21 protein-coding genes are annotated in these 19,436 nt (G+C 40.0%); 11 read left to right on the plus strand and 10 right to left on the minus strand.

Annotated elements, in window-relative coordinates:
- Position 1: 1 nt before the first annotated feature.
- Positions 2 to 1,651: an amidohydrolase gene (locus AAEU30_RS07380; RefSeq protein WP_421959962.1), complete on the minus strand. Its 1,650-nt coding sequence runs from the start codon at positions 1,649 to 1,651 to the stop codon at positions 2 to 4.
- Between the two features lie 147 nt (positions 1,652 to 1,798).
- Between AAEU30_RS07380 and AAEU30_RS07385 the strand changes: the two genes are divergently transcribed.
- Positions 1,799 to 3,430 carry a methyl-accepting chemotaxis protein gene (locus AAEU30_RS07385; protein ID WP_421959963.1) on the plus strand — a complete coding sequence of 544 codons (1,632 nt, stop codon included), beginning with the start codon at positions 1,799 to 1,801 and terminating at the stop codon, positions 3,428 to 3,430.
- 59 nt (positions 3,431 to 3,489) lie between these two features.
- On the opposite strand, the gene AAEU30_RS07390 is transcribed toward AAEU30_RS07385, so the two are convergent.
- From AAEU30_RS07390 to AAEU30_RS07405, 4 genes are all read right to left on the minus strand, one after another.
- Positions 3,490 to 3,726 carry an EF-hand domain-containing protein gene (locus AAEU30_RS07390; protein WP_421959964.1) on the minus strand — a complete coding sequence of 79 codons (237 nt, stop codon included), beginning with the start codon at positions 3,724 to 3,726 and terminating at the stop codon, positions 3,490 to 3,492.
- Positions 3,727 to 3,730: 4 nt separating this feature from the next.
- Entirely contained in the window at positions 3,731 to 3,967 is a 237-nt protein-coding gene (locus AAEU30_RS07395) for an EF-hand domain-containing protein (protein ID WP_421959965.1), read from the minus strand.
- Between the two features lie 121 nt (positions 3,968 to 4,088).
- The gene (locus tag AAEU30_RS07400) at positions 4,089 to 4,316 is read right to left on the minus strand and encodes a hypothetical protein (protein ID WP_087532805.1); all 228 of its coding nucleotides are present in this window, start codon (positions 4,314 to 4,316) and stop codon (positions 4,089 to 4,091) included.
- Positions 4,317 to 4,326: 10 nt separating this feature from the next.
- Positions 4,327 to 4,554 (minus strand): EF-hand domain-containing protein, encoded by a 228-nt coding sequence (locus tag AAEU30_RS07405; RefSeq protein ID WP_421959966.1) that lies wholly within the window; start codon positions 4,552 to 4,554, stop codon positions 4,327 to 4,329.
- 360 nt (positions 4,555 to 4,914) lie between these two features.
- Here AAEU30_RS07405 and AAEU30_RS07410 point away from each other — a divergent pair, with 360 nt between their 5' ends.
- The 4 genes from AAEU30_RS07410 to AAEU30_RS07425 are packed head-to-tail and all read left to right on the plus strand — an operon-like array spanning position 4,915 to position 8,779.
- A complete protein-coding gene (locus tag AAEU30_RS07410; protein ID WP_421959967.1) occupies positions 4,915 to 6,372 on the plus strand; it encodes a sensor histidine kinase in 1,458 nt (485 codons plus the stop codon).
- A gap of 1 nt (position 6,373) precedes the next feature.
- Positions 6,374 to 6,916 (plus strand): hypothetical protein, encoded by a 543-nt coding sequence (locus AAEU30_RS07415; RefSeq protein WP_421959968.1) that lies wholly within the window; start codon positions 6,374 to 6,376, stop codon positions 6,914 to 6,916.
- A gap of 4 nt (positions 6,917 to 6,920) precedes the next feature.
- Positions 6,921 to 8,270 (plus strand): sigma 54-interacting transcriptional regulator, encoded by a 1,350-nt coding sequence (locus AAEU30_RS07420; protein ID WP_421959969.1) that lies wholly within the window; start codon positions 6,921 to 6,923, stop codon positions 8,268 to 8,270.
- 8 nt (positions 8,271 to 8,278) lie between these two features.
- The gene (locus AAEU30_RS07425; RefSeq protein WP_421959970.1) at positions 8,279 to 8,779 is read left to right on the plus strand and encodes a DUF1543 domain-containing protein; all 501 of its coding nucleotides are present in this window, start codon (positions 8,279 to 8,281) and stop codon (positions 8,777 to 8,779) included.
- A gap of 20 nt (positions 8,780 to 8,799) precedes the next feature.
- Here the strand turns inward: AAEU30_RS07425 and AAEU30_RS07430 are convergent, their stop codons facing one another.
- The 4 genes from AAEU30_RS07430 to pdsR all read right to left on the minus strand — a co-directional run bounded on the left by AAEU30_RS07430 (position 8,800) and on the right by pdsR (position 12,176).
- Positions 8,800 to 9,033 (minus strand): hypothetical protein, encoded by a 234-nt coding sequence (locus AAEU30_RS07430; RefSeq protein ID WP_421959971.1) that lies wholly within the window; start codon positions 9,031 to 9,033, stop codon positions 8,800 to 8,802.
- A 50-nt stretch (positions 9,034 to 9,083) separates the two neighbouring features.
- Positions 9,084 to 9,233 (minus strand): hypothetical protein, encoded by a 150-nt coding sequence (locus AAEU30_RS07435; RefSeq protein WP_421959972.1) that lies wholly within the window; start codon positions 9,231 to 9,233, stop codon positions 9,084 to 9,086.
- A 106-nt stretch (positions 9,234 to 9,339) separates the two neighbouring features.
- The gene (gene pdsS, locus AAEU30_RS07440; RefSeq protein WP_421959973.1) at positions 9,340 to 11,487 is read right to left on the minus strand and encodes a proteobacterial dedicated sortase system histidine kinase; all 2,148 of its coding nucleotides are present in this window, start codon (positions 11,485 to 11,487) and stop codon (positions 9,340 to 9,342) included.
- Complete coding sequence (gene pdsR, locus AAEU30_RS07445) at positions 11,487 to 12,176, minus strand: proteobacterial dedicated sortase system response regulator (RefSeq protein ID WP_421959974.1); 690 nt, start codon at positions 12,174 to 12,176, stop codon at positions 11,487 to 11,489. Before pdsR ends, pdsS begins: the two co-directional genes overlap by 1 nt.
- 254 nt (positions 12,177 to 12,430) lie before the next feature.
- On the opposite strand from pdsR, the gene pdsO reads away from it, so the two are divergent.
- The 3 genes from pdsO to AAEU30_RS07460 are packed head-to-tail and all read left to right on the plus strand — an operon-like array spanning position 12,431 to position 15,780.
- Entirely contained in the window at positions 12,431 to 13,156 is a 726-nt protein-coding gene (gene pdsO, locus AAEU30_RS07450) for a sortase-associated OmpA-like protein PdsO (protein WP_421959975.1), read from the plus strand.
- A gap of 39 nt (positions 13,157 to 13,195) precedes the next feature.
- Positions 13,196 to 15,205 (plus strand): marine proteobacterial sortase target protein, encoded by a 2,010-nt coding sequence (locus AAEU30_RS07455; RefSeq protein ID WP_421959976.1) that lies wholly within the window; start codon positions 13,196 to 13,198, stop codon positions 15,203 to 15,205.
- A complete protein-coding gene (locus AAEU30_RS07460; RefSeq protein ID WP_421959977.1) occupies positions 15,202 to 15,780 on the plus strand; it encodes a class GN sortase in 579 nt (192 codons plus the stop codon). The genes AAEU30_RS07455 and AAEU30_RS07460 overlap by 4 nt, the downstream gene beginning before the upstream one ends.
- On the opposite strand, the gene AAEU30_RS07465 is transcribed toward AAEU30_RS07460, so the two are convergent.
- Entirely contained in the window at positions 15,687 to 16,634 is a 948-nt protein-coding gene (locus tag AAEU30_RS07465; RefSeq protein WP_421959978.1) for a DMT family transporter, read from the minus strand. The genes AAEU30_RS07460 and AAEU30_RS07465 overlap by 94 nt on opposite strands.
- 145 nt (positions 16,635 to 16,779) lie before the next feature.
- On the opposite strand from AAEU30_RS07465, the gene proB reads away from it, so the two are divergent.
- From proB to AAEU30_RS07480, 3 genes are all read left to right on the plus strand, one after another.
- Complete coding sequence (proB, locus tag AAEU30_RS07470; protein ID WP_421959979.1) at positions 16,780 to 17,883, plus strand: glutamate 5-kinase; 1,104 nt, start codon at positions 16,780 to 16,782, stop codon at positions 17,881 to 17,883.
- Between the two features lie 78 nt (positions 17,884 to 17,961).
- Positions 17,962 to 18,936 carry a GGDEF domain-containing protein gene (locus tag AAEU30_RS07475; protein ID WP_421959980.1) on the plus strand — a complete coding sequence of 325 codons (975 nt, stop codon included), beginning with the start codon at positions 17,962 to 17,964 and terminating at the stop codon, positions 18,934 to 18,936.
- A gap of 66 nt (positions 18,937 to 19,002) precedes the next feature.
- On the plus strand, positions 19,003 to 19,362 hold the full coding sequence (locus AAEU30_RS07480) for a glutaredoxin family protein (RefSeq protein ID WP_421959981.1): 360 nt from the start codon (positions 19,003 to 19,005) through the stop codon (positions 19,360 to 19,362).
- The last annotated feature ends 74 nt before the right edge of the window (positions 19,363 to 19,436 follow it).

Below are 19,436 nucleotides of genomic sequence, written 5' to 3' on the forward strand. Positions count from 1 at the left end.
TTTATTCTGCTGAATCGGTTTTTTTGTATTTCAGCTCGCCGGCAATCCAGGTTTGATCAACCTCGATTTTAAATATATCTTCAATCGGTACTTTAAAGTAATCTTTATCGATTAAAATAAAGTCAGCCCACTTTCCTTGCTCTAAGCTTCCTAATTTAAATTCTTGATGCGCAGCGTATGCAGCACCTAATGTAAAAGCATCAAGTGCTTCTTCACGTGTTATTGTTTCGTCTGCACGCCAACCATTTTTAGGTAATTGATTATGATCCATTCTAGTTATGGCTGAATATAGCCCATTAAACGGGTTTGCTAACTCAACAGGGTAGTCTGAGCCAGCGGCGACTACAGAGCCCTGTTCTAAAAAGGTTCGCCACGCATAGGCGCCAGCCAGTTGTGAGTCAGTTAGCCGTTGCTCTGCCATGTGCATGTCAGAGGTGGCATGCACAGGTTGCATTGAAGGGATAATCTTTAGTGTTTTAAAGCGTGGAATATCAGTTGGGTCCACTATTTGTGCGTGCTCAATTCGGTTTCGTAACAGAATTCCGCCGGTTTTTTTAAATACATTTTCGTAGGCATTTAACACAATTTGATTCGCCTTGTCGCCAATCGCATGGGTATTTGCGCTAAAGCCACTTTCAAAGCTAAGGGTAAAAAGCTGCTCTAACTTTTGTTGATCTTCTAGCATCAAACCTTGATGGTTTTTTCTATCGGCATAATCAGCAAGTAGTGCTGCCCCTCGGCTACCAAGGGCACCATCAGCGTATATTTTTACACTGCGAATTGACATGTAATCATGCAAGTCTTTGTAGCGTCCAGCTTTAAGCATGGTTTCAAGCTCTGGGGACGCTGCACTTAACATAGCCACAATACGCAGTGGTAACGTGCCTTGCTCAGCTCGTTGTTTATAGATCTGCCATGTTTGCTTATCGATACCTGCATCATGAGTAGAGGTAATACCTAAGCTTAAAAGGTGCTCCCCAGCCATGTCCAGGGCTTGATTGGTCGATTGCATGGAGCTTTTAGGAATGACTGCATTGATTAAACTCTCTGCTTTATCGATAAAAATACCACTTGGCGAGCCTGAGGCTGTTTTGATAATTTCGCCACCTTCGGGAGTCAGTGTACTAGCCTTAATACCAGCAAGCTCCATGGCTTTACTATTGACCCATATTGCGTGCCCGTCAACGCGAGACAGTATAACGGGTTTGTTTTTAACGATTAGATCTAAATCAGCAGCCGTCGGGAATTGTTTGTTAGGCCATAATTCTTGATTCCAACCGCGACCGATAATCCAGCCTTGCTTATTTTTGGCAAAGCTTGCTAATTTAGTCTGAACACTTTTAATAGAGTCACTACCGCGTAAATCGAGTTGTGATAAGTTTTTCCCAAGACCAATAACATGGCCATGTGCATCTATCAGACCTGGCAGTAATGTTTTTTGCTGTGCATCAAACGCGGGGGCGCAAGGAAAGCTATTTTTTAGTTCATCGTTACCTGTTTTAACAACCTTGCCATCTTTTATTACAAGCGTACTAAATTGTTTTAATTTACCTTTGTAGGTCGGAGTATAGCCATTTGCGTTATAAATTACCGTCGTATCAGCCAAAGCAAACAAAGGAGTTAAAAGTACTATTGCAAGTAAGTGCTTCATTGTTAATTATCTTTTTAACGAGTGATTTATAAACACTATCAGAGAATGAACAACCAGCAAAATATTTAATAAATTATTATATAATATTCATGCTTATCGGCTATGCTTATGAATTAACGTTAAAATAATGAATAAGTCGGAACTAGCATGAAACTCAACGAACTGGCAATGCGCAGTAAATTTATTTTGTTATCTGCCATAATTTGCATTATTTTTATTATTGCAATGATATTTATTAAGGTTGCAAATAATCAAATCGCAAATGGGTTTGATAGATTTTACCAACATAATTTTATGGTAAGTAAACTTAGTGCTGAGCTTAAAGAAGCTCAAGACGGCATTATAGCCGATATTCGTGGTTTACAAGTCGTATATTTATTAGGGCTTAATGAGCAAGCACCTGAACTACTGGGTAATATAGACAATAATATCGTGAAGACAGGCCCTTTAATTGAGCAAATCAATCAGGTGTATACCGGTGATGCAAGCTTATTGATAAAGTTAAAAAACCACTCAACGCGTTATGAAGCTGCCGCTCTGAACTTTAAACAGGCAATGGAGTCATCGTCAGATAATAAGGCTGAATACTCAATTTATCGTGAATTTGTTGATTCGCACTTAGCTTTGACAGAATTTTTCGAACGCTTTGAACAGGCCAACACCGCACAAGTTCATCAGTCGCAGCAGGCGGCGCAAGACTCTATTAGTTTTGCCAATAATATATTTTACCTATCAATTGTTATTGCTATCGGCTTAGCTACTTTGTTTAGTCATATTTTGTCGCAAAAAGTTGTGCAAGGTTTAACCGTCGTAAGTCAAAGCGCACATGCTTTGCAACGCGGTGAGTTAGATCAGTACTCAGCGGTTGCCGGTGAAGATGAGGTGGCTGATTTGAGTCGAACACTTGATGCAACAATTGCTCATTTAAATACTACTTTGATTAGCATTTATCATAGCGTTGGAGAAGTTAATAATCACAGCAGTGAGTTACTTACCGCAAATACGCAAATTCAAGGCGCTACTTCTGAAGTTTCTGACCATACAACTCAAGCGGTTACAGCGATAGAAGAGTTATCAGTAACGAGTAAAAGTATAGCGGTTAATACGGCTGAGTCTGCAACGGCTTCTGATGGCATGATGAAACTTGCTAGCAGTGGCTTAGAGGCATCAGAACAAACTAAAGAAGCGGTAAGCCATTTACTTGGCACTTTAAATGACACATCAGAAGTGGTTGATAAACTACAAAGTGAATCCAGCAAAATTGAAACTATTTTGGATGTAATACGTAATATTTCAGAGCAAACTAACTTGCTTGCTTTAAATGCAGCCATCGAAGCCGCTAGAGCTGGTGAACAAGGGCGTGGATTTGCGGTAGTGGCCGATGAAGTACGAACTTTAGCACAGCGTTCTCACAGCTCAGTTAATGAAATAGAAACCATGCTCGGACAGTTACGTTCAGCCAGTCAAAATGCAGTGACTATGATGGCTGATAGTACACGTGTCGCGGCACAAGCCGAAGATAAAATGGATGAAAGTAATAGTTTACTTAAAGAAATCATGGAGATGATTAACCAAGTAAATGATCAAACACAACAAATTGCTACTGCTGCAGAAGAGCAATCTGCGGTGGCTGCGGATATTAGCCAAAACATGCATACTATTCATACCTTGACAGAGCAAACCGCAGAGATATCCCAGCAAACAGCAGAAACAAGTACTAAAACTGCACAGCAAAGTCAGTCTGTATTAGAGCAGGTGGAATACTTTAAATTAAGTTAAAGATAGATTAACCCACAGAGTTTTGGCTTTGTGGGTTATCTTTGTTTTGAACAAATGTGTTATTGGTTTAGGTAAACAGTAAATTCAGCTAGTGAAAGTCGGTTGTCTTTATCTGAATCATAGTTTTTAAAACGTGACCATAAAGCTGGATCTTTGGCTGACTCTGAACGAGTTAATAAACCATCTTCATTTCTGTCCAATGCTTTGAATTGTTCGGCTATGCGGTCACTTGTTGCAAAACTGCCACAACTGGTTGTGAGTAATGCCATTAAAAGAGTGTATTTAAGTTTATTCATACGGTTAATATAAGTTTTTAGTTAAAAATTGTTTAAACTCAAGTAAGGAAATTCGGTTATCGCGATCTTTATCCCAATTAGAGTAGCTGTTAAGTAGTTGCGGCTGAGGCTCTAGCTCTGCCTGTGTTAAAAAGCCATCCTTATTTTTATCTAAGTGATCAAACCTTTGCTTCACGTCAAGTGCCAAAGCGTTGAAGCTGAACCCTACTAGCAAGCTACAAAAAACCATTATGTTTTTCATAATTAATTCCTTTAATTGAGCTGTAAAGCAATAAGAGTAAAGCATTTGCCATAATTTAAGTCCCAACAATAAATCCATTTACACACTCCCTCCGGGATTATGGCAAATACTTTAATGCGGTTTAAATTTTGAACTGAGTAAACTCTTTTTCAGAAAGTACTTCATCTTGGTTTTCATCAAGATCACTAAATTGTTTAAATAAATCATCATTTTGTTTAGCTTCAAGTAATGAGATTACACCATCGGAGTCAGTATCTAGTTGGGCAAATCTCACGTTTAATTGAGACGCTAAAACCGAAGCACTAATAGCCAAAAGGAGCAACGAAAAAGCCGCAATTAATTGTTTCATAACACTATCCTTATTGAAGAAATTGTTTAAATTCGGCAAATGAAATCTGACCATTTTGGTCTTTATCTATTTGCTCAAAGCTTTCGTGTAACACAGCATCTTCAGAAGCTTCTCCCTCGCTTAATGTGCCATTGCCATCCTTATCTAGCTCTGCAAATGTGGCCTGTGCGTCTAATGCAAACACATTGCAGCTAAGTAAGGCACTTAAACATATTCCTAGTGATGTTATTACTTTCATTTGATTTCCTTATTAATAATGTCTCTGATTAAGATATAACAAGATCAGTGCCAAAATTAATAGCCCTTTAAAATCATAAGGTTAATTGATTTAAGTGTGAGTAGGTAAGAAAAATCTACTTAGTTGTGTGTCTTTTTTGCAACAGTCGTGAAGGTAAGTGGAACTTTTACTGAAAAAACAATATATTAGTTTGTCTCAATTTAGCGGCATTGCTTATAGAGCGGTTCAGTATCGTTTTATACAATATGTTTATAGACAAGGCTAATGCAACTGACAGGTGGTCATGGCTTGGGTATATTGATTCAGCTAGTGTATAAGTAGCCTAGTTAATAATAATGAGATTAGAATTTAGGAGTAATTATGCCAGCCTCGTTTGGACAAAAATATAAAGCAATTTTAGCGTGGCGACCAAACTTGATAGGGCAGTTTTTATTCAGTACCTTGCTTTCACTTCTCCCTTTATCGCTAGTTGTTATCGTATTTTTGAATGCGCTTAATAAACAACTCGCTGTAACCCAGAAAATAGTGAGTGATAACTACCAAATATCTAAATCCTTTAATAATCTTAAACAAGATCTTAATAGCCTAGAGCGTGCTACCCGACAAAATTGGGTGCTTAAAAGTGCATCATTAGATGAGTTAATAATTGATAAGTGGCAATCGTCGTTACAAAGTGTCGATGAGTTAACCTTTTTAAGCGTAGCAAACAACGATAAGCAGCAATGGCAAAAATTGTATGATGTACTCACCACCGCTCATCAAAAGCTAGTAACTGAAAACTTACAAGATGCTCAGCTATTTATACCTGTGAGCGAACTTATCGCACAGCAAACGTTATGGCTACGCGAACAAAACGAAAAAAAAATAATCGACAATCAACAGCAACTAAAGGCATTACAAAACTCATTTATTAACTGGTTAGTGGCACTTATACCGCTAACCTTGTTAGTGAGTGGTGGCTTTTTATGGCGTATAAGTGGGCGCTTAAAAGGCCTGACATCAGTTATTGATAAACTAGGACAAGGACATTGGCAGCAAGAAATCTCGGTGCAAGGCTCTGCAGAGCTTGTTGAATTAGGAAATAAATTACAGTGGGTACAAGCGCAACTGCATATGCTTGAACAGCAAAAAGACACTTTTTTACGCCATGTAACCCATGAACTTAAAACACCACTCGCTTCCATGGTGGAAGGCACTGATTTACTCAATGATGAGATTGTTGGGCCTATAAATGAAGAACAGCAAGCAGTACTTGAATTAATAAACCAAAGCATGGTGCGTTTACGTACTATGATAGATAGCTTACTAAGCTATAACGCAATTCGTACCAGTAAAGACAGTATTAATGAAATTGAGTTTTCTCATCTAATTAATAAAATAAATAACCATTTTGAGCACCGTTTACTAGCACGCGAACAAACGTTGAATTGGCAATCAAGTTTACCTACTCAACCTATAGCGGTGGCAGCTGAATTAATAGAAATGATATTGATACAATTAATTTCCAATGGCTTAAAGTTCTCCGATAGTGGTGGCTGTGTCAATATTGGATTATCTCAATCAGAAGGTAAATTAGTGATGGCGGTAAGCGACCAAGGTTGTGGTATTCAAGAGCAAGAAAAAGCGCAAATTTTTAGTGCTTTCTACCAAGGTAAAAATGCCAAAGATACCACGGTCCAAGGGAGTGGCTTAGGCCTAACCATTGTGAAAGAATCAGTAGAGCAATTAATGGGCACTTTAAAAGTAGAGCATAACGAGCCTAGTGGGTGTCGTTTCATTATTCAAATACCAATAAATAAAACGAGAGGAGTTAGCTAACATGGGCGTGCACTATAAAACCATCTTATTGGTTTGCATCACCAGTATTGGCCTGACAGGCTGTAAGTTAACAAATGAAGCTGCGTCGCAACAAGTAACGCAAACTAAATCAGACTCTACGGCCCTTACGCAACCGAGCGATGCATTACCAAACCCGAAGCCAAGACCAAAAACAGATCCTTTCTATCCGCCAGCTGATGTACTGATAGGTTGGCATGCAAAAGCGTGTGGAGGTTTTAAGGTTGCATCAGATAATAAGGACTTTGTAGGTGCAAAAGATATCCAGCAATTTTTTAATTTTAGCTGTAAAAATAATACCTTGGCCCCTGAAGAAGTGTTAACTAAGTTATTAAAACTTGATCAAGCATACTATTGGCCTGATGACATTAAACAATATTGGTGGTTGCAGAAACAGCAAATTAAACAGCAAATTAATGCGAAAAAACAACAACAGGCGTTGAGCGATAAAATGCAAGAAACCTTATCGTCATTAGCCACAATTGAGCAGCAACTGCTGTTACGCGAAGAAACCAAGGAGCAGTAATATTATGCCGACTCAATCACCTCAAAATGCCCGCGTTCTATTAGTTGATGATGATACTAGCTTACTTAAATTACTGTCTATTCGTATTGAATCTAAAGGTTACCAAGTCACAACCTGTGAAAGTGGTATGGCGGCGCTGCAATTACTTAAAAGCCATGTGTTTGATGCCGTTATTACCGACTTACGCATGGACGAAATGGATGGTATGGCCTTGCATCGTCAGTTGCAAAGCCGCTATCCAGCCTTACCCGTTATTATGATGACAGCCCATGGCTCAATTCCAGATGCAGTAGAGGCGACTAAACAAGGCATTTTTGCATTTATTACCAAGCCCGTTGATAAAGATGAGTTATTCGACAGTCTTGCAAAAGCTATTGAAATTCATGGCTTGAATGGTGAAGAACAAGCTTCAAGCAGCGCTATCGTAACCCGCAGTGGTGCGATGCTGCACCTACTTGAGCAAGTAAAGTTATTAGGCCCAACGCAAGTTAATGTACTTATTTCCGGTGCCAGCGGGACAGGTAAAGAGTTACTTGCTAATGCTATTCATCAACATAGCCATGTTAGTGAAGGGCCATTTGTAGCCATTAACTGCGGCGCAGTGCCAGGGGAGTTACTTGAATCAGAGCTGTTTGGTCATAAGAAGGGGGCGTTCACGGGGGCTGTAAAAGATCATCAAGGGCTTTTTCAACAAGCGCAAGGAGGCACGTTATTTTTAGATGAAATTGGTGATATGCCATTAAACTTACAAGTTAAGTTATTACGTGTATTACAAGAAAAAACTATCCGCCCAGTGGGCTTTCAAGAAGAAATACCGATTGATGTGCGAATTGTTTCTGCAACACATAAAAATTTACCTGATGCGATTGCAAACCAGCAGTTTAGGGAAGATTTATACTATCGTTTAAACGTTGTGAACCTTAAACTACCAGCGCTAAAAGAGCGCCGTGAAGATATTAGCTTACTAGCGCAACACTTTAGTGCCATGATAGCAAAACGTATGGGGCAAACACAAAAGCGGTTTGCTACTGACGCCATGCATGCATTAGTCCGCTACGATTGGCCGGGTAATATTCGCCAATTACAAAATGTGGTAGAGCAGGTTGTTGCATTGACCCCAAGTGAGGTAATATCGGTACAATTAGTTCAAAGTGCACTTAATAGTAATGAGAGTAATGTTGAGCCGTTATCTTTAAACGATGCCAAAAAAGAGTTTGAGCGTGATTACGTTATAAATACGTTAAAAATGGCGGGCGGTAATGTGGCAGAAGGAGCCAAGCTTGCAAAACGTAATCGCTCAGATTTTTATAAGTTAATAAAGAAACATAACATTGATGTTGATAATATTTTGTAGGAGCAAACATGCAATTATTTATGGTGTATTTGGGTGGCAGAATACAGGGCTGCCATATAGAAATGCACGACATACGTTTTGTGGTAGGTGAAACAATAGAGCGGTGCTACACAAAACTTAAAAGCCAATGGGTAGGCGACAAAAACAGTGTGCATATGGATAGTTTTATGGCGATTAAACACATAGATGGCTATCAAATCGAGGTTGTTGAACAGCCCGTAAACCAAGCTGAAAAGTTGTTTTTTGTGAATCTAGGCGCGTATCGTGCTGATAGCCTTGCTGAACAACATGATTTTGCTTTGTATGTAGCTAAAGACGCTGAGCAAGCTAAACAACGGGCAAAAGATCATTTATTAGCGGGTATGAGTCATTTGCATAAAGATGATTTACATGATGTGGATGACTGCTTTGCCATTGATTTACTTGATAGCCAATTACATATTAAGCTGACGCCAAGTGGACAATCTCAAAAAATTAAACCTGATTGGTTTGGTTATCATATTTTATAATCAGGGATTTAAGTAAGCGACTAATCTTTGTCGCTTTGCTCTTGGCGTTCTTTATCTTCACTCTTACTAGCAATCTTAAAAGCAATAATAACAAAGCCAAACATGGCGAAAGGTAAAGCTGCAAGCAAGTACTCAGTGAGGTTGCTGTCAGCGAAACTCGCTTGCAATAAAAAGTGCCCTGCAACGCAAAGTACAATCACAATAAGTAGAATTGGTATTAAAATAAGTTCTTTTTTGGCTGAGTGGCTTTTCATTATTTGGCATAGCTTTTTCAAGGTGCGCCATTGTAATGAGCAAACCGCTTTTAGGTCAAATAACTTGGTTGGAAAATGTCATTACCTTGTGCTGAATCAAGCTTTTTAGTATCGGTTTCATTATCAGTATCTTCTACTTGCTCATGACAATAGAGCTCGAATATAAAGTCGATTTCTTCACGTTTTAATATCGTTTGCATTCTAACCTCCTAATTCAGCGCTCATGTTTAGTGTTAGCTAGCTTAAGGTGTTGAGGCTGAATTATAAGTGAATACTTATTGAGCAAATTGTGTAGAAATGTAACCTTTAATTTTTTTTGGTTACATCTTTAGATAATGGCAATTTAACAATAAATTCAACGCCATCATTTTGTTGATTATTGAGCGCTGTTACGCTGCCTTTATGATACTCACACACTAAACGAACTATATATAAACCCAGCCCTAGATGGGGTTGCTGTTGAAGCTGCTGGCTACGCACCGATACCATGGAGTCAAAAATATGCTCAGCAAGCCCTTGTGGCAGTAATGGCCCTTTATTTTTGACTATTAAAATGGCCTCATCAACGTCTTTAACTAAGCTGACACAAATTGCACTATCTAAATTATTAAATTCTAAAGCATTATTAATGAGTTTATCGAGTAGTTGCGCAATAAACTCAGGCGCACCAAGCATAGGCATAGGGTTATCATATATATCGAGTTTAAAAGCATGATGCGGATAAGTGAGCTGGTAGCCTTGCATGCAACCGGTAATGACTTTTTGCAAATCAAATAACTCAGGTTCATTGCTTTGTATACTTTGTTCAAGGCGTGTGGCTTCACTCATGGTGGTAATAATTTTACCTAAACGCTCAACCCCTTCACTGGCCCGATCAAGGTATTTTTGACTGAGTTCAGATTGTGGCTGCATTTGTAGATTTTCCAAAGAGCTACGCACTACAGCTACTGGGGTTCTTAATTCATGGGATAGTCGTGACGACATGGTTTCTAAGTAATTAGTGTAGCCACCAAGACGACTGACAATATTGGCAAAACTGCGCGACAGGTCGCCAATTTCATCATTTGAATCTGAATAGTTAATTGTGCCAGTAACTCGCCCTTGTGCATCAATTGCTTGCTCTGCGGTATCACGTAAGCGTCTGATACGGCTTGATATGCGTGAAGCAAAAAAGAATAAAGTCACAGTGCCGATTAGCATCACCGCTAAAATGACATTAAATAATTTCTCTAAAGACTTATTGCGCAGAGTACGAACGCCATTTGTGGTCTCTTCAGCAATTACGGCACCAATTACTTTGTCTTTAATCCAAATAGGGTAGGCGGCAGATAAAATAACGGCTTTGTTATCAGGAGTGAGTCGCCATGATGATGCAGGCGAACCACTGAGTGCTTTAGCAATATGGGTTCCTTGCATAGCAGCAACATCGTGCAGGGTATCTAAAAATTCGTTTTCAGGACGGGTCAGCACTTTATAGTACAGTGGGTGTAAATAAGTTTTTTCAAACCGTTGCCACCATGTAGAGGCTGGTTTATCGGTAATACCGTCGGCCCAGACGCCATCCGCATGATGAATAGAGCCTGATTGCGCCAGTACGCGGTGATGATTATCAACCACCCAAATACGGCTTCCGCTATGGCCCATGCCTTTTAAAATACGGTTTATCTCAGGTGAAGGTACGAGCACTGAGCCTATGTCGCTTGGGTTGAGAATGTTTGAGGTTGACATTAATTGCGGTTCAACCTTATTAGTATCCCAATCCTCAATTGCAAACCCCAGCTTATTACCTAACATGCTTAACGGAAAACGAAGTTCGATATTGTAGCCTGTGGCTGTACTGGTAAAATAACCCTGAATTTTAGTAAATGGTTTATTGGTTTGGGCATCAAATGCATTGACCCAGCCATCTTGGCGAGCTGCGACAATATAGTGTTTAAATTCACCCTCAGGGGTTTTTAGCATGATCTGTAAGTGATCGTTTCGGGTCAAACTTAAGCTGTTTTTAGCACGGTAAACAAGTGACTCATCTGTTACTTTAAAAACCGCATATAAAAACTCGCCGTACTTACCCACCATATGATCAAAAGACAGATCATCGCTTTGATGGTCGGTTTTATCACCTTGTAAATATCGCTCATCATAATGCCATATTAAATTTTGATAAGGCTGCCAATCAGATAACTTGCCATCCAGTTGGATCGGGTTACTGAGGTTATAGGCATACAAATCACGGCCTTTAACTACTTGATCTAAAAAGTTACTTTGTGAATCAAACAGCGCGGGGCGTTCATGTAATGCAGTTGCGAGTGCGCGGGTAGTGCCTACGAGTGTTTTTTCTTGGCCTTGGCGTAAAAATTTTTCCATCTCCCATACATATTCATAACCGAGCCAGGGCAGTAAAAATAAAAAGCACGACAGCAATATAAACTTACTGCGTAGGCCAAAACGCAGCATTACACCTGCTCCCAGCGGTAGCCCATACCATATACGGTATCTATACAGTCAAACCCAGTATCTAGGGCAATAAACTTTTTGCGGATACGTTTTACGTGGGAAGTAATGGTTGAGTCATCTACATAAATTTTGGCGTCACTCATCAATTCGTTACGACTTTTCACATGCCCTGGTCGCTGTGCTAGAGAATGCAGCATCCAAAATTCTGTCACTGTTAAATCAACTAATTGCTGCTGCCAAAATACTTGCATACGTTTGGTGTCTAATGTCAGTGGACCCCGGTTTATTAAAGCGGTTTCATCAGCGGGTTGTTCTAGTGCTTCCATACGTCTGAATAATGCGCCAATGCGGGCTGCTAAATGTGCCATGCTGATATCTTTGGTTAAGTAGTCATCAGCCCCCATACGCAGGCCACATACGGTGTCTATTTCACTATCACGAGCGGTTAAAAAAATAATTGGTAAGGTTTTTGAGAGTGAGCGCAGGGTTTGGCAAAGCAAAAAACCACCATCAATTTCATGGCCTAGGCCAATATCAACAATGGCTAAATCTGGTAGAGCGTCTTGAAAAGCATGCTCTGCTGTTGCTCTATCGCAAAAGCCACTGACTTGATAGCCCTGTGCACTGAGCATCTCCATGTAGTTTTCGCGAATGGCTGTTTCATCTTCAATAATGGCTATTTTTTTCATTCTTTCCACCTTCAAAGCCCATTTAAAGCAACCGGGCCTGTAATTCTCTATACGCACTATACCTAATTTTTTTCCTTGGGTACTGACAAAAAGGCAATTGCCATTTTTTTGCCACAATTGCTCAGCAGTTTGCCTTTTTTGCTCCCCTTTGTTGCCACTTGCAGTTGTTTTAATAACACCATCCCAATTACAGCAGACGCCAACCAACGTTTGCTGAACAAATGAATAAACAATTAAGTACAAAGGAATAAATCATGAAAAAACTTATTATCGCATGCACTATCGCAACTTTATTCGCAGCGCCTAACTTTGCTCATGCAAGTAATGAAGAGAAAAAAGAAACTCACCAAGAAACACTTATAGGCCTTAGTACAGGGGCTATTTTAGGCGGTATCGTCGGCGGCCCAGTTGGTGCATTTGTTGGTGCTTTTGCTGGTGGTTTAATTGGCGACAAAGAAGTTGCCGAAGATAAAATTGCAGAGCAACAACGTGCGCTTATTGTTATGCAAGATAAAACCGATGATTACCAGCATGTACTTTCCCAGAATGCGCAGTTAAGCGAACAACTTGATCACCTTGAGCAAAATAATGAACGTTTGGCGCTGGCACAAATGAATAACTTAATGGCGATGACCATTCAATTTAAAACCGGATCAAGTGAAATAGCCCCACATTTTGCCAGTCAGCTTGATCAACTCGTTAGCTTGTTACAAAGCCAACCTGAATTGCAATTAGACTTAAATGGCTTTGCTGATCAACGAGGCGATGAACTTGCTAACTTAACCTTGTCAAAACAGCGAGTATCTGCTGTGCAAAGCTATTTAATTAAACAAGGCATTAGTCATACCCGCTTAACGGCGAACGCCTTTGGTGAACAACAAACAGTTGCAGATAGCGATAGTTATGAAGATAACGTATTTGATCGTCGCGTAACCCTAACGACTCGCCCAAGCAATCACTCTCAAACTGCGAGTAACTAATTTAGCGCTAATAACCTCACCCATCAAGGGAGTGATTTTATGTTGAGTAAACCAAGCAAAGTGCTTACCCGTGTTCATTTTAAGGCGTGGGTAAGCCTTTTTATTCTCATTATGTTCGGTGCTTGTAGTGTCACTGTGGCAGCAGCTTCACCTTCACCTGAACTTAAAATGTATGACAGTCAGGGAGCGCCAGTAACGCCGGGTATTATATTGCAAAGTGATGCAAAAATGACGGTAACTGGTTTGATAAACCACGTTATTGTGACTCAGCATTACCGCAACGAAAACCCGTTTGCAGTGAATGCGCGTTATGTATTTCCACTGCCTGATGAAAGTGCGGTACATGCAATGACTATGCGCATTGGCGAGCGTATCATTAAAGGCCAGATAGACAAAAAAGAGCAAGCAGAGCAGCGTTTTCAACAAGCTAAAAAAGCAGGTAAGCAAGCTGCTATCGTCAGGCAGCAACGGGCAAATATGTTCACTACAAATGTAGCCAATATAAACCCAGGGGAAACCGTTATTATCGAGCTTGAGTATCAAGAAGTGATTGATTATCGCAGTGGTACTTTTGCGCTTCGCTTTCCGACAACGATAACACCGCGTTATCATCCATTTAATGGCGAATTATCAGCTACAAACTTAGAGGATAATAATGCGATTAACACACCGTTAGTTCCTAATGGTTGGCTCAGTCCTATTTATCAAAAATCAATTGAGTCAGCTTCTGAACGTGGAAAATTTAGCTTAACTATTAATATCGATGTTGGATTGGAATTGGTTGATATTGAATCTAAATATCACCAAATTGCAGTAACCAATCCACAGTTTGGACATTATCAAATTGCACTTGATGAAGGCAACGCTGTTAACCGCGACTTTTTACTGGAGTTTAAACCACTGCAAAAAGAGCAAGCGCAAGCTGCGTATTTTACTGAGCAGTTGGAAAATGGTGAGCGTTACGGTTTATTAATGCTGATGCCGCCGGATGATCACTTTACCCAAACACAAAGACTGCCGCGTGAAATGGTCTTTGTTATTGATACTTCGGGCTCAATGCATGGTCAATCTATGGAGCAGGCAAAAAGTGCGTTGTACTATGCATTATCCTTACTTGATGCAAACGATAGCTTTAATATCATCGGGTTTGACGACCAAGTAGCACCTATGAGTGAGTATTCGGTTGCAGCCAATGATTTTAATCTGCGCCGAGCCAAGCGCTTTGTTTACAACCTACAAGCTGATGGCGGTACTAATATTGCTGGTGCGTTAGATGCGGTGCTTGATAACAGTGAGCAAGATGGTTTTGTGCGCCAAGTGGTATTTTTAACGGATGGCAGTGTCGGTAACGAAGCTGAACTATTTACACATATTCGTATGCAGCTGGGTGATACGCGTTTATTTACAGTAGGGATAGGCAGTGCACCAAATAGTTACTTTATGCGACGTGCTGCTGATGTGGGTCGAGGAACATTTACTTTTATTGGTAGTACACATGACGTACAACCGAAAATGCAGCAGCTATTTAATAAACTGGCTCACCCTGCAATCACTCAGTTAACTTTGCAAAGTAATGATAAACAGCTTGAGTATTGGCCATCACCGTTACCTGATTTATATTTTTCAGAGCCAGTTATGGTGGCGATTAAGCTAACAAGCAATGACAAAGTAAGTCTACTTGGTCAAACAGCTCAAGGACCACTTAATTTAAAGCTTAATGCACAGCAAGGTCAAAATGCAGTGGGCATAAGTCGATTATGGGCACGGCAAAAAATTAAATCGTTATTACTTTATAACGATAAGCAAATAGTAAAAGAGCAAGTTCAAAACCTAGCTTTAGAGCATCAATTACTAAGCCCGTTTACTGCATTTGTCGCGATTGAGCAAACAGCAATAAACACACCTGCAGAACACGAAGTACAAGTGGCAAATCAACCAGTGCAAGGACTCACCATGCGATTGCCGCAAACTGATGGGCAAAGTAGATTACACATGTTATTGGGTTGCATTTTACTCACTGGGTTTGTTTTTTTAAGAGTCAAAAAATGAAATTCTGGTTTAGTGTTTTCATCCTGGTGTTAGGTGTTGGTTTGTTCTCGCATGGCAGTTATATACAAGCAAAGGCATGGCTTGCTCAGTACTTGATTGAGCAAGCATGGCAACAAGCGTTACTTACACCCAATGAACAGGTAAAACCTTGGTTCTACGCTGATAGCTATGTCACAGCACAGCTTAATTGGCCAAGCCAAGGCAAAACGTTATCGATATTGGCTGGCGCAAGTGGCCGCAATTTAGCCTTTGCGCCAAGCCACTATTTACCAAGTGGAGAACTTAGCTCTGAACACGGTGCCTTAATTGCAGGGCATAACGATACCCACTTTGCCTTTTTACAAAAAGTTAAAGTGGGCGAACAATTTAGCTTACAAACTCAAAGCGGGAGTATTGTGAAGTACCAAGTGCGCGGGATAGAAGTCATTCATCAATCTCAGCATGCATTTTTACAGCGCAGTGGTTTATACTTATTAACCTGCTACCCTTTTGATTCATTAGCTTCAGGCACTGATTTAAGGTTACTCGTATCAGCGGATAAAGTCTCGTCATCAACATCGACCACCAACTCTTGATGGCGTTGGCTTACCATTACCCCAATAAAAACTACAGCAATGCTAAGCCACTGTCCCAATGTAAGTACTTCACCTAAAATGATGGCGGATAAAATTAATGTGAAAATAGGAATTAAATTAGAATAGGCCGCTGCCGTTAGCACTGATACTTTACTTATGGCGTAGTTATACATGCCATAGCCGCCTAAAGTCACACACGAACCAAGATATAAAATACTTAATAGAGCGGTTAAATCGTGTTGGTTTTCACTAGGTAAATCAATGAATAATAAAAAGGGTGCAAAAAACAAACTGCCGCTAAAACCTTGTAAAGCAATGAGCGTTAAAGGTGAATAGCGCGCGGCTAAATGCTTTACCGCCACAGTATAAAACGCTGCACAGACCATTGCCATAAGCTCTAAAAAGTTGCCTAACAGTGGATTAGGAGCTTGCTCTGAAGTGGGAGAAAGTAAGGTCAATAAAATACTGCCACCAATGCAAAATGTAAAACCAATAACAATGGCTTTACTGATGTATTCTTTAAGCATAAAAAACGCTAAAAAAGCCACTATAATCGGTAAGCATGACACAATAACACCGGCCTGCGACGCTGATGTATACTCCATTGCGTGACCTTCAAATAAAAAGTACAAACAAGGTTCAGCCAACGACATACCCAACAAGTACTTCCAATCACCAGAGCGGTATTCAAAGCGAATAACATAACGCCATAAGCACAGTGCCAGCATTAGCGTTGTTAACATACGTAAAAAAATCACTAAGGCGGGATCGTAAATGGCTATCGCATATTTTAGTGCAATAAATGAGCTGCCCCATAAAAAGGTGGCGATAATTAAACATAAACTGGCTGGCATGGTCGTCGCTTTTTAACTTGCTGTGTATTTGGCTTGAAATAAACAGCGATACTAGCATGTTAATAGTGATATTGAATATTTTTAACTTGTTCAAAAAGCCATAACTGGTATAAATAAATTCTTCATTTTTTTTGTAGAAAACACGATGCAAAGGGCGCAGATAGTAGTTGTAAAGCTGGGAACAAGTGTTCTCACCGGTGGCACAGATAAACTCGACAAAGCACACATGGTTGAGTTGGTTCGACAATGTAGCGAACTGAAAAAGCAAGGGCACCAAGTGGTTATGGTTTCAAGTGGGGCTGTAGCGGCAGGTCGTGAACAACTCACTAAACCTTGTGGTCGCTCTGTTATTGATAAGCAAATGCTAGCAGCTATCGGTCAGGGGCAGCTGATCCATATTTGGCAAAGCTTATTTGCATTATTTGGCATTAATGTCGGGCAAATGTTATTAACTCGTGCTGATTTAGAAGACCGCGATCGTTATCTGAATGCCCGAGACACATTAACGGCTTTACTCAACCATGATGTTGTGCCAATTATTAACGAAAACGATGCCGTTGCGACCAGTGAAATAAAAGTGGGAGATAACGATAACTTATCGTCACTTGTCGCTATTTTGGCCAATGCTGACAAGTTACTGCTATTAACCGATCAAGAAGGCCTATTCACCAGCGACCCTCGTAAGGATGCTAACGCACAGCTTATAGAGCAGGTGAGTCATATTGATGATGAACTACGCCAATTGGCTGGTGGCAGTGGGACAAGTTTAGGCACGGGCGGTATGGCAACTAAGCTGCAAGCAGCTGATATAGCACGCCGAGCAGGTGTTGAAGTGGTTATTGCCAAAGGTGCAGGTAAAAATGTTATTTTAAATTGTATGAGCGAGCAATTACCAGGCACTCGCTTTTTAAAATTAGCAGCACCACGAGATGGCCGAAAAAAATGGCTACTTGCTGGTCCAAAAAGTAATGGTCAAATAGTTATTGATGATGGTGCAACTACAGCAATTAAACGCCAAGGTGCGAGCTTACTAGCTAAGGGGATCCGTGCAGCGAAAGGTGAGTTTTATCGAGGTGATTTAATCGACTTGGTTGATCTTAATTTTCAGCTTGTTGCGCGTGGGGTCGTTCGTTTTAATAGTCTTGAAGTCGATAAAATTAAAGGCTGTCACTCATCAGAAATTATTAATTTACTGAATTTTGATTATGGTGCTGAGGTTATTCATCGTGATGACTTGGTACTTTTTTAGCATTTTAGCTTCGATAATTTAGTAAAAGTAAAATGCTGACCTAAACTTAGCTAAATGTATTGTTTAGGTTTAGTTTAGATGACTAACTCGTGCGGGCATGAGTGGATTGTGTCAATTACACAGCAAGAAGAAGAGCCTGATTTAGATAGGGCTCTTTTGTCTGCAATTCATGAACTTCCTGATATTGAAAAGTTTTCATTGTATGTTAATAAATACTCTGGCAGTGATGGCTCAGTGGTGTTAGTCAATCAAGATTCACTGTTGGAGCGATTAGATAGTCAAGAACTTACGACCATTTTAAATAAAGTGGCAAAAAATAAAGTATGTATCAGCAGTGGCTCCGGTCATTACACTAGTTATATTCCAGCGTATTACTTAGGTGAAGTCATTGGCGTTTTACTTGTTGAATCGGAACATGAACTACCCGAAAGAAGCTTTATGCTTGCCGTACATGTGCTTAACGTTTATGCCAACCAATTGGCATTAATTCATCGCTCCCGGTTAGACCCTCTCACGGAACTTTTAAATCGCCAAACGTTTGATAAAAAAGTCATAGAGATTATCTCTGGTGACACATTTATCACTTCTTCTGGGGCGTCTGCGGAGCTGTCTTATTGGTTTTTAGCTCTGTTGGATATTGATCACTTTAAGCATGTAAATGATAACTTTGGCCATGTTATTGGTGATGAAGTTATTTTACTCGTTGCTCGGTTGTTAAAAGATAGTTTTAGAATTGATGATATTATATTTAGGTATGGCGGCGAAGAGTTTGCGGTGTTGTTTCAAGCGAGTGATGAGCATGAGGCACTAAATATACTTGATCGGGTACGTTGTAATGTCGCTGAATACCCATTTCCACAAATAAATAACTTAACTATTAGCGCTGGATTTTTAGCGCTGAGTGAAGTAGATATGGTGTCGGTATTAGTTCATAAAGCTGATCTTGCGTTGTATTACTCGAAAAATAATGGCCGCAACCAAGTAACCGCTTATACTGAGTTGGAGATTGCACAAGAACCCGACGTTGTTAACGACGGTATTGAGCTTTTTTGATGCTATTTTATTAGCTGTTATGCTAAAATCCGTGCCCTCAAATTTGTTGTTAAGTAGGGTGATAAAATGAAATTAGTTCGTTGGCTTTTAGGTAGTTTAATCTTATTCTTTGATTTTATTTTTACCCCACGTAGTAAAAAACGCCCTGTGGCAGAGCAAGCCACGCTTGATCAAACAACTAGTCACTTTAAGCTTTATCAATTTAAAGCCTGCCCTTTTTGTGTCAAAGTTCGTCGTGCGATTAAGCGAGAAGGCTTAAAGGTAGAAACACGTGATGCGAAAAATAATCAGCAATACCGACAAGAGCTACTAGAACAAGGCGGTAAAATTAAAGTGCCTTGTTTACGTATCGAGCAAGATGAACAAGTTACTTGGTTATATGAATCAAACGATATCATTGCTTATTTAGATAAAGTCGCTGCATAAAGCGCGCAACCACTTCGAAAATTGCCCATGCTATGCTAGCATTTGGGCAACTTTTATAGTCCTTTTTTTAAAGA

It is taken from the genome of Pseudoalteromonas mucoides, from assembly GCF_049257175.1.
Classification (GTDB): Bacteria; Pseudomonadota; Gammaproteobacteria; order Enterobacterales; family Alteromonadaceae; genus Pseudoalteromonas.